Source organism: Sphingobacterium sp. UBA3519, from assembly GCF_002377215.1.
Classification (GTDB): domain Bacteria; phylum Bacteroidota; class Bacteroidia; order Sphingobacteriales; family Sphingobacteriaceae; genus Sphingobacterium; species Sphingobacterium multivorum.
In genome coordinates this window covers 33,601-41,678 of the sequence record NZ_DFPI01000023.1, presented here as the reverse complement: position 1 = coordinate 41,678, position 8,078 = coordinate 33,601, and the positions used below count along the sequence as shown (strand labels likewise).

General features: G+C 35.7%; 16 protein-coding genes. 9 read left to right on the top strand and 7 right to left on the bottom strand.

Going from position 1 to position 8,078, the window contains the following annotated elements; genetic code table 11:
• Positions 1–162: 162 nt before the first annotated feature.
• The 7 genes from B3297_RS12650 to B3297_RS12620 all read left to right on the top strand — a co-directional run bounded on the left by B3297_RS12650 (position 163) and on the right by B3297_RS12620 (position 2,827).
• Entirely contained in the window at positions 163–369 is a 207-nt protein-coding gene (locus B3297_RS12650) for an SEC-C metal-binding domain-containing protein (RefSeq protein WP_286778986.1), read from the top strand.
• Positions 362–658, top strand: coding sequence for a hypothetical protein (locus tag B3297_RS12645; protein WP_286778985.1), 297 nt, complete (start codon positions 362–364; stop codon positions 656–658). Before B3297_RS12650 ends, B3297_RS12645 begins: the two co-directional genes overlap by 8 nt.
• Entirely contained in the window at positions 651–1,085 is a 435-nt protein-coding gene (locus tag B3297_RS12640) for a hypothetical protein (RefSeq protein ID WP_201639073.1), read from the top strand. Before B3297_RS12645 ends, B3297_RS12640 begins: the two co-directional genes overlap by 8 nt.
• 8 nt (positions 1,086–1,093) lie before the next feature.
• The gene (locus B3297_RS12635) at positions 1,094–1,297 is read left to right on the top strand and encodes a hypothetical protein (protein ID WP_286778984.1); all 204 of its coding nucleotides are present in this window, start codon (positions 1,094–1,096) and stop codon (positions 1,295–1,297) included.
• Positions 1,294–1,920 (top strand): DNA cytosine methyltransferase, encoded by a 627-nt coding sequence (locus B3297_RS12630; protein WP_286778983.1) that lies wholly within the window; start codon positions 1,294–1,296, stop codon positions 1,918–1,920. The genes B3297_RS12635 and B3297_RS12630 overlap by 4 nt, the downstream gene beginning before the upstream one ends.
• A gap of 194 nt (positions 1,921–2,114) precedes the next feature.
• Complete coding sequence (locus tag B3297_RS12625) at positions 2,115–2,375, top strand: hypothetical protein (protein WP_286778982.1); 261 nt, start codon at positions 2,115–2,117, stop codon at positions 2,373–2,375.
• Positions 2,372–2,827, top strand: a complete 456-nt coding sequence (locus B3297_RS12620) for a hypothetical protein (protein ID WP_286778981.1) — start codon at positions 2,372–2,374, stop codon at positions 2,825–2,827. Before B3297_RS12625 ends, B3297_RS12620 begins: the two co-directional genes overlap by 4 nt.
• A gap of 48 nt (positions 2,828–2,875) precedes the next feature.
• Here B3297_RS12620 and B3297_RS12615 read toward each other — a convergent pair whose 3' ends face one another.
• From B3297_RS12615 to B3297_RS12600, 4 genes are all read right to left on the bottom strand, one after another.
• On the bottom strand, positions 2,876–3,376 hold the full coding sequence (locus tag B3297_RS12615; protein WP_286778980.1) for a hypothetical protein: 501 nt from the start codon (positions 3,374–3,376) through the stop codon (positions 2,876–2,878).
• Positions 3,377–3,478: 102 nt separating this feature from the next.
• Entirely contained in the window at positions 3,479–3,745 is a 267-nt protein-coding gene (locus B3297_RS12610) for a hypothetical protein (RefSeq protein WP_286778979.1), read from the bottom strand.
• Positions 3,746–3,810: 65 nt separating this feature from the next.
• Positions 3,811–4,233, bottom strand: a complete 423-nt coding sequence (locus B3297_RS12605; RefSeq protein WP_286778978.1) for a hypothetical protein — start codon at positions 4,231–4,233, stop codon at positions 3,811–3,813.
• Between the two features lie 3 nt (positions 4,234–4,236).
• A complete protein-coding gene (locus B3297_RS12600; protein WP_286778977.1) occupies positions 4,237–4,506 on the bottom strand; it encodes a hypothetical protein in 270 nt (89 codons plus the stop codon).
• 34 nt (positions 4,507–4,540) lie between these two features.
• On the opposite strand from B3297_RS12600, the gene B3297_RS12595 reads away from it, so the two are divergent.
• Both B3297_RS12595 and B3297_RS12590 read left to right on the top strand, forming a co-directional pair.
• Positions 4,541–5,227 (top strand): SOS response-associated peptidase, encoded by a 687-nt coding sequence (locus B3297_RS12595; protein ID WP_286778976.1) that lies wholly within the window; start codon positions 4,541–4,543, stop codon positions 5,225–5,227.
• Positions 5,228–5,272: 45 nt separating this feature from the next.
• Complete coding sequence (locus tag B3297_RS12590) at positions 5,273–5,497, top strand: hypothetical protein (RefSeq protein ID WP_286778975.1); 225 nt, start codon at positions 5,273–5,275, stop codon at positions 5,495–5,497.
• Positions 5,498–6,215: 718 nt separating this feature from the next.
• On the opposite strand, the gene B3297_RS12585 is transcribed toward B3297_RS12590, so the two are convergent.
• From B3297_RS12585 to B3297_RS12575, 3 genes are read right to left on the bottom strand one after another with little or no spacing between them, the layout of a single operon-like run.
• Entirely contained in the window at positions 6,216–6,767 is a 552-nt protein-coding gene (locus tag B3297_RS12585) for a hypothetical protein (protein ID WP_286778974.1), read from the bottom strand.
• A gap of 51 nt (positions 6,768–6,818) precedes the next feature.
• A complete protein-coding gene (locus B3297_RS12580; protein ID WP_286778973.1) occupies positions 6,819–7,373 on the bottom strand; it encodes a hypothetical protein in 555 nt (184 codons plus the stop codon).
• 7 nt (positions 7,374–7,380) lie between these two features.
• Positions 7,381–7,995: a hypothetical protein gene (locus B3297_RS12575; RefSeq protein WP_286778972.1), complete on the bottom strand. Its 615-nt coding sequence runs from the start codon at positions 7,993–7,995 to the stop codon at positions 7,381–7,383.
• Positions 7,996–8,078: the final 83 nt, after the last annotated feature.

The window sequence follows — 8,078 nt, the reverse complement described above, 5'->3', positions numbered from 1 at the left end:
TCAACCATGGTAGTATTTGGGCTGAGCATTCAAGAGGTTGGCCAAGCGACCCAAAAGTTATCTATAATTGGGTATTAGCCAATCCTGTATTGTTTGACGAGCCTATTTTGAATGTAAAAGGTAAGTTATCACTATGGGAATTCGAAGGAAAGGAGACTAACAATGGATAAGTCAAATATTATTGGAATAGCCGCAATGTATGCCGGTATATCCGCTCTTGCTCATGCCAGTAGCAAACGAGAACGAATAATAGGATATTATGATCCTGCCAATAAATCAACAATTAGCCGAAATGACCGCTTTCTTTGCGGAAGTGGCTTAAAATTTAAAAAATGCTGTTTAGGAAAGGAGACCAAAGGGAATGGATAAGCTATTTAGACAGGTAAGCGTTAAGGATCGGTTGCCGGAGAAAGAAGGAATGGTTGTCTGCATAAGTGCCGACGGACAGCCGTTCATCACATTATACAACGTTGGATTTGCAATAAGCAGCTATGCAGCTTACTGGCTTGAAGAAGTAGAGCTACCTACTGAGGAAGATATCAACTGGAAATATCCTTTGAACTCCAATGAGCTACATAAAACAACCCTAAATGTAGGCTGTCGAACTGGCGCCAACTACATTTTAAACACACTGAAAGGAGAAAAGAGTAATGGATAACACGATAGAAAACAAAGCAAAATTCTTTGCGCTGTATTGGGGACAAAATGTAAGATTTTGGACGTTAAATGGGCCGTCTGTCTTATCCAAAGTTGGCCACACATATATGACTAAAGCTATTTTGGATAGTTGCACTCTTAAGTTAAAACCAATTTCAACATTAAGTGATAATGATGCAATTATACTTTTTGACCTAAGCAAGTATGATAAAATTGAGATTACTAGACACTTTTCAGGTAAAAACCATGTGGGTGTTGAATTTAGGTGGGTTGATGAAGTAGTTAACAATGCTGACGGATTCTCTTATAGTGCTATAGGTCTGTCGATACCTGAAATAACCCACAAACAGGCAATGCTAGCCATTTCAATGGGCTATTACATTGGCGACGGAACTGAGATTGATTATGGCTGGGTAAAGCTTATATAACAAACAGCATGACACCCCAGGAAATAGGACAAATCATCGAATTAATAATAGGCGATATCCTCACATTGGAAGAAGCAGCGTCGATAGAGTGTATCGATCCTCGCGAACTATCCCGTGTGATAGATGAGGTGATGACTTTTCGGTCTAGCCATTCTCGTAATAATTCGGTGGTTTGCCTTGAACTTGGAAGTTTAGAAAGGAGAAAGGAATGACCCACGGATCACTATTCAGCGGAATCGGAGGCTTCGATTATGCAGCAGAACAATCCGGTATAGAAAACATATTCCACTGTGAGTGGATAGAAAGTAAACGAAAAATTTTAGAACATCATTTTCCAAACTCAATCAGTCATGGAGATATCAAAGAAACAGACTTCACTATTTACAGAGATAGAATTGACATCTTATCCGGTGGATTCCCCTGTCAAGACGCAAGCATTGCAAAACAAGACGGTCAAGGTCAACAGGGGCTGCAAGGCGAACGGACTGGCCTTTTCTATCACATGTGCCGAGCTATTTCAGAAATCAGACCAAGATATGTTATTGCCGAAAATGTCTCTAACATTCTTAAAACTAACGGAGGGGAAGACTTTAGCGCAATACTCACCGAACTATCCCGAATGGGGTACAATGCAGAATGGAGAGTTTGCCGTGCGTCAGATGTCGGTGCCCCCCATCACAGATCAAGGGTGTATTTGGTTGCTTACCCCAGTTTCATCCGACTGCAACAGAGACAAACTTTCTTTTCCTATGTTCAAGAAACGTCATCACCGATCAGCTGGAAGTTTGCCGGAGCATCTGTACAGATTATGGGGGGGGGGTACCTGGAAGAGTGAACCCCCAGTTTTATGCGTGGATGATGGGGTACCCTCTAAATTGGTTAGGGAATCCTTACATGGATATGGAAATGCAATAATACCTGAGATAGCAATCAGAATTTTTAAACGAATAAAGGAAATTGATGCCTCGCATTTTGTCCTTAAATTCTAGATACGATTTGATCTTTGATTGGTCTAAAATCCAAATTATTATGTTAGAAGAAATTTTAAAAAACTATAAGAATCGTGTAATTAAAGATGATTGCTTATTTACTAAATATGCATTTAGAAATGCCCAAGGTGATTATCTGGATATATTGATATTTTCGGCTGATAAATCAGAAGTGAGGTTTATTCACGATAACTTTCCATTTCAAAGAAAGTTTTTCGCAACCAATATTCCATATAGAAATATTGAGGATTTTGAGGCCGATTTGAGGAGAATGCGTATTGAAATTCCAGATAAATTATGACGCATGCCCAGTTGATTGATATCGGAATCGATTTTGTAAAGAAGCGATTCCGATATCCCATTGTCTATTCTGAGATTATGCCCGCGGTTTACACTGGGGAGATCCCGGATATTATTGGCTTTGGTGGATTTAACAAATCGGTTCTTCTGGAATGTAAAGTTTCTATGTCTGATTTTTTAAGAGACAGAAAGAAACCTTTTCGCGTAGATCCGTCTCTTGGTATGGGAAAGTATAGGTTCTATGTAGCTCCTAAAGGTTTGATCCGAGAAAAGGATCTACCTAATCACTGGGGTTTAATTGTGGTTGATTCAAATGGTTATGCCGAGATAACAGTACATCCATATTGCAAATCTACTACTGGTAATATTTGGAGTAATGGATTTCAACAAAATTTGGAGGCGAAAAGAGCGATTTTATATTCAATATTAAAAAGAGAGAAGTGCGATATCTAAATTAATGAAAAAGAGCCGATTAATTTTCTGATCGGCTCCAGTAATAATTTATATTTCTTGTGGAGGAAAGATTACTAATACATCTTCTGTGTGGTAGATTGTTTGTTGATATTTATTTTTACTAACATCTTCGTATTCAATCCTCGTTTTTTCAATCAGTTTGTCCCCGACATTACTAGCTGGTTTCGCATGTACATGAACAGGGTCCATATAACTATGCCAAATAGGAATTGGTTTTATATTGTCTATCACCTGTGCAGGATATCCTTTAATATTAAATGCTGTGTTACTTTTTAATCGGAGCATATATTTACCGTTTTCTAGATATAGCTCAAAATGTGGAGTGAGTTCGGTTTTTCTGATTTCTTGTTGCGCACGAAACGTCTTAACTAAATATATTGCTGTAACAGTTGTGACAATTACCATTACCCAATCAGAAACAGTTCCCCATTTATCCGGATCGAATGGGGCAAATACGATAATAAGGACGATAAAAATAATACAAAGCGAACATGAAATCGCTTTTTTCCATTTAGTAATAAAATCCATTTTATATAGGTTAACTTAACTTCAAATATATAAAATTTAATGCTCCTCACCAAACAACAAAGAGAAGCGCTCCGACTAAAGTATTCGGGGCGCTTTATGTAACTACAAAAATCTATAGCCTAATTCATTTGTTATAAAAGATCGCAATATAGTTGGATAATTATCACTACCCAATCCCAAATTAATTCGATAAGATGTTCCATTTATTTGATCACTAGCAGTATCCAATAAATTGAAAACAACGCTGGATTCATCTTCTTCTGTAAATTCAGGATATAAATCGTTAAATTCTGACCTATTATCAGCGATGAATTTTTGAATTTTAAGGACTTCCTCCTCTGTTAATGGTTTTGTAAATTTTACTATCATAATTTATTTTATTTGTTTATGCAAAATTAAGACATTAAATCGAAGGATTTTGAAGAGGGTACAATCTAGGCTTTTACTATTGGTTCAATCCAATAAATCTTGTGATCTGTCAAATTAAGCACATCCATTGGTGAAACGTGACATTCGATAATATCTTCTAATCCATCACCGAGAACATACTTCAGGGCTTCTGCAGACTCGACAGATCCCTCCAATATTGTTCCTTCATCCAAGACGTATAGATCTGAAGTAATCATATTGACTTTGTTTTTAGTAATCCACTCCCGAAGCTTATCTTTGGTCATTAGGACAACTCTTTCTCCAGCCTCCTTGGCTTCTCTTATCTCTTCATCTGCACCGTCGGGAAATTCTTTCCTTACAGTCGCTTCGTACAGTTCCCAACTGCCAGTGCGGATTGCTTCATTTCTCAAATATAGCTTACGGCCGTACTCTCCGACCTCATTAAAGTATTGTTGCAATGTTTTCATAATCTAAAATTCTATAAATACGCTTCCAAATAGGTCCTCATCACGTATATTGTTCAATGCATCTTCAATAACTAAAATATTCGGTTCTTGGAATGGCACGGCCGTGATACCTTCACAATCCAATGCAACCAGCCAATCCATAACATTAGGTACCTCTATCGCCTTCCATGTGACATTACTATTGTCTTCACAATCGGCTGGGGCAATAAGGACATTATAGCCATTTCGCTGTAGCTCTATTAAGATTGAGTGAGTAACCTTTTCAAATCGCATTTTATTTGTTACTTTTAATTAAATATACAAAATTATGTGTTATCATACTTCCACTCCAAGCACCAAGCAATTAGTAGACGCTTTACAAGGAAAAAACGTTCATTACCAAAATGAGGAAATCTTTCATGTGAGTGGCTTTACCCGCCCCTACCTCCCGGTAACACTAAATGAGGACCAGGAAAGTGTTGTGCCTGCTCGATGGAAGCTAATTCCATTTTGGGTAAAAACTGAAGATGATGCAGCCAAATACGCTAACACATTGAACGCCGAATCAGAATCTATTTTTGAAAAGGCTTCATATAAAAACTACATCGGCAAAACCCGTGGTCTACTCTACGTCAATGGCTTTTACGAACCTCATAAAGTAGCTGGTCAAAAAGACACTGAGAATTATTACATATACACACCAACAAAGGAAATTTTCACTATCGGTGTTGTATATTCAAATTTCAAAGATTACGAGACTAACAATGTCTATCCGACTTTTTCAGTTATCACGACAGCTGCCAATCCTTTACTCGAGGAGATCCATAATGAAAAGAAGCGCATGCCTTTGATCATTCCTCCCGATCGTCGCGATGCCTGGCTAAACGCTAGCACCAAGGAAGACGTTCAGCAACTAATGATTCCTTATGAAGGTGAACTCGGAGCTCATAAAGTTTTCCGTGTAACCGGAGCCAAAGGAGATACCAACCGTCCCGATATACAAGACGCTATTTAAACTTTTTACTTGACATATTGCTAATATTATTAGTAATATTGTCAAATGATATTCCAAGGTTTCGAAGTCGATGGCATTCCACAAGTTGTAGATATTTCCCCACTTATGGGCGGCTATTTTCATGTGTACATCAATAGAAGGTTTGTAACTAGTATATCTTACACCACTGAGGGCTGGCGCGTTCATTTCAATAATAATTCGTGGCTTACCAAAGATGAAGCTGATATATTTATAGAATTGATCAAGTCAGGGGAAATTCCTACGCTGTAATTAGAAAAAAGGCCAAGGGGATATCAATTCCTGGCCTTTCTAAAACAAATCAGTGTTAAACCTAAACTTCTCCTAAAGTTAGCTATCTTTTTTTAAAAAATCAAATAAGAAAAGCCTTAAGCGAGCGCTCAAGGCTTTTGGATAACCTGGAACTTGACGGATTCGCAGTTAAGTCTAATATAGAAATTTATTTTTAATCAACAAAATAAAAAAACCTTGAGTGGGGAACCCAAGGCTAATGTTAAATGTTTAAACTACTTTTAAAAACTATGAATATAACAAAGTTTCACTGCTTTCGTTTTATAATTTTTTATAAAAAAAGGCCGAAGACATGAGCTCCCGACCTTTATTACTACCAAAACAAACTAACTTAACCTCTTAATGAACGTTATTCTGAAAGAAATAGTTCATTTTAATTTAAAAAAAAGGGCAATCTTTCGATTACCCTCTAACTAAGCTATAAACAGATCCTATATAGATCGGAATATACTTTTTAAAAAGCCTAGTCTCTAAACCTAGGCTTTAAATGACCAGGGATTATACCCGACCATATAATTGATCAATCGAAACTAAACTTCCTAAATTGAATCGATTGTCAATAAAAAGACAAATGCTTGAGCTGATTCGTTTGAAAAAAATAAAAAAAACCTTGAGTCTGGGAGGGATCTCAAGGTTTGTTAAATTCTGCCTACTTTGAAAAAAATCTTATAAATAATTATCAATTATCATTCAATTTGTTAATTAAATTTTCTCCTTTTATTTCTTCAATATTTCGATCTTGAGGTTTAGAAATAGTTATAGTTTTTTTCGGAGGTGTCAGCGAATCAATAAATGATCTCCTTGCCGAGCCAGGTATTAAATTGGCTTTATTTACATTTTCTATTAAATCAATTGTGGCCCTCGCGGCTTTAATATGAGGTTTGATTAAAAGACATTGGAAATTAATTAAAGCTGACAAAACAGTAGTAAATACTATCCCTTTCTTAAAATATGAAATTACTTTATCATACAATGATTTATCAATTGATCTTGCAACTTTTATAAGATCATCACCTGTTTTAATATTTAAAAAAGCTGTCTCCTTTATTTTAGAAATAACAGTTGAAGATAATTTTAAATTATCAAGATCTTTAACAAGATACATGACACCATCACTGTCAAAATTGTAAACACCATTAATATTGGGATTATAACTGAAATTACAATTTGGACATATTTCGGTCATAATGTTATTAGATATTGTAATATTGTTAACATTCCTTATACTCATATTACGACTAGCAAATGATGATCTACATCTGGGACAATTTACCTTCATAGTTTAACTCTGCTTTTTTATTCTCAAATCTTCTTTTAGTATTCTATCTTGGTATATCTGTAATCTAAAAAACCATAAAGCTCCACTTAAAAGCGCTAAAAATCCTAAAATACCAACATACCATTTATTTAAATATTTTTGCTTATCAAATTCGATTTTTTTCTCATTAGCACTTTTTAAATTTTCAGAAAGTACACTATCATTTTCTTCAAAGACTTTTAATTTTTTAGAATAAAGAGATATTAAATTTTTTAGACTATCCTTTTTTTTAATATAAACACCACTACCTTGTCTCTTCCAGTAATCTATATCATTATTTATTTTATCGTAATCTGCTTTTAAAGTTTTGTACTGAATATCCTGTCTTACATTTTCAATAAAATACTTATCGTAAGATTCTGTCAATAATGAGTTTTCTTTATTTTCTGTATAAACTATGAGTCCAATCAAGAATAAAAAACCAACAAAAAAAAATTTATATAAATTGTCTGTAGGAAGATTAGGAAACATTTTTCTTAGCTTAATAATTTCTACAATCTTAAATATTTTATTTTTCATATCCAAATTACACCTTTCTTATCCACCAAATTAAACCACAAATAAGTATCAGCAATCCGATAGCTCCCCAAATCATCATTGATCCTTTGGGCTCCTTTTGGATATCCTGAATCTTGGTCGATTCCTTTTGCCGATGATCCTGATACGTGGCAACCTGCTTTTCAATTTTTTCACTTCCTTGCTTTTCTCTGGACTCGGTAGCATCCTTATGCTCCGTAATAGTTTGCTTAGTGTGCTGCGTAACTTTATCACCAGGAGATTCCGATCTTACAGTCAAAGTTTGCTTAAGCGTATCGAGCTGAACTAATATCTTAAACCCTGCCGAATCTTTTAGCAATATCTCTGCCCCCGACTTAACCTTGTCAACGGGTACCGATCCACTTACTTTACCGCCTTTTTTATCTGTTACTGTCGTTGTTTCAGTTTCAGTGATTACTATACCCCTATCAACCTTTACCGTGCGCTGTAGGCTATCTTTTTGCCTTTTCTCACTAAGGGAACTATCGCGCTTACTTACCACCTCCAAAGAAGACTTTTCAACATGCTTTGTCGACTTTCGGAACAGCCCACAGGAAGCAAAGGTGATCACTATGACCACCGATGCAATTAGTTTATTTAGCATACTTCAATATTGAATTAAGCTCGATAACCGACTGTTTCAGGCTGTCCAAGCTATTTACTAAATCAGGCTTATTAATCCTTTGC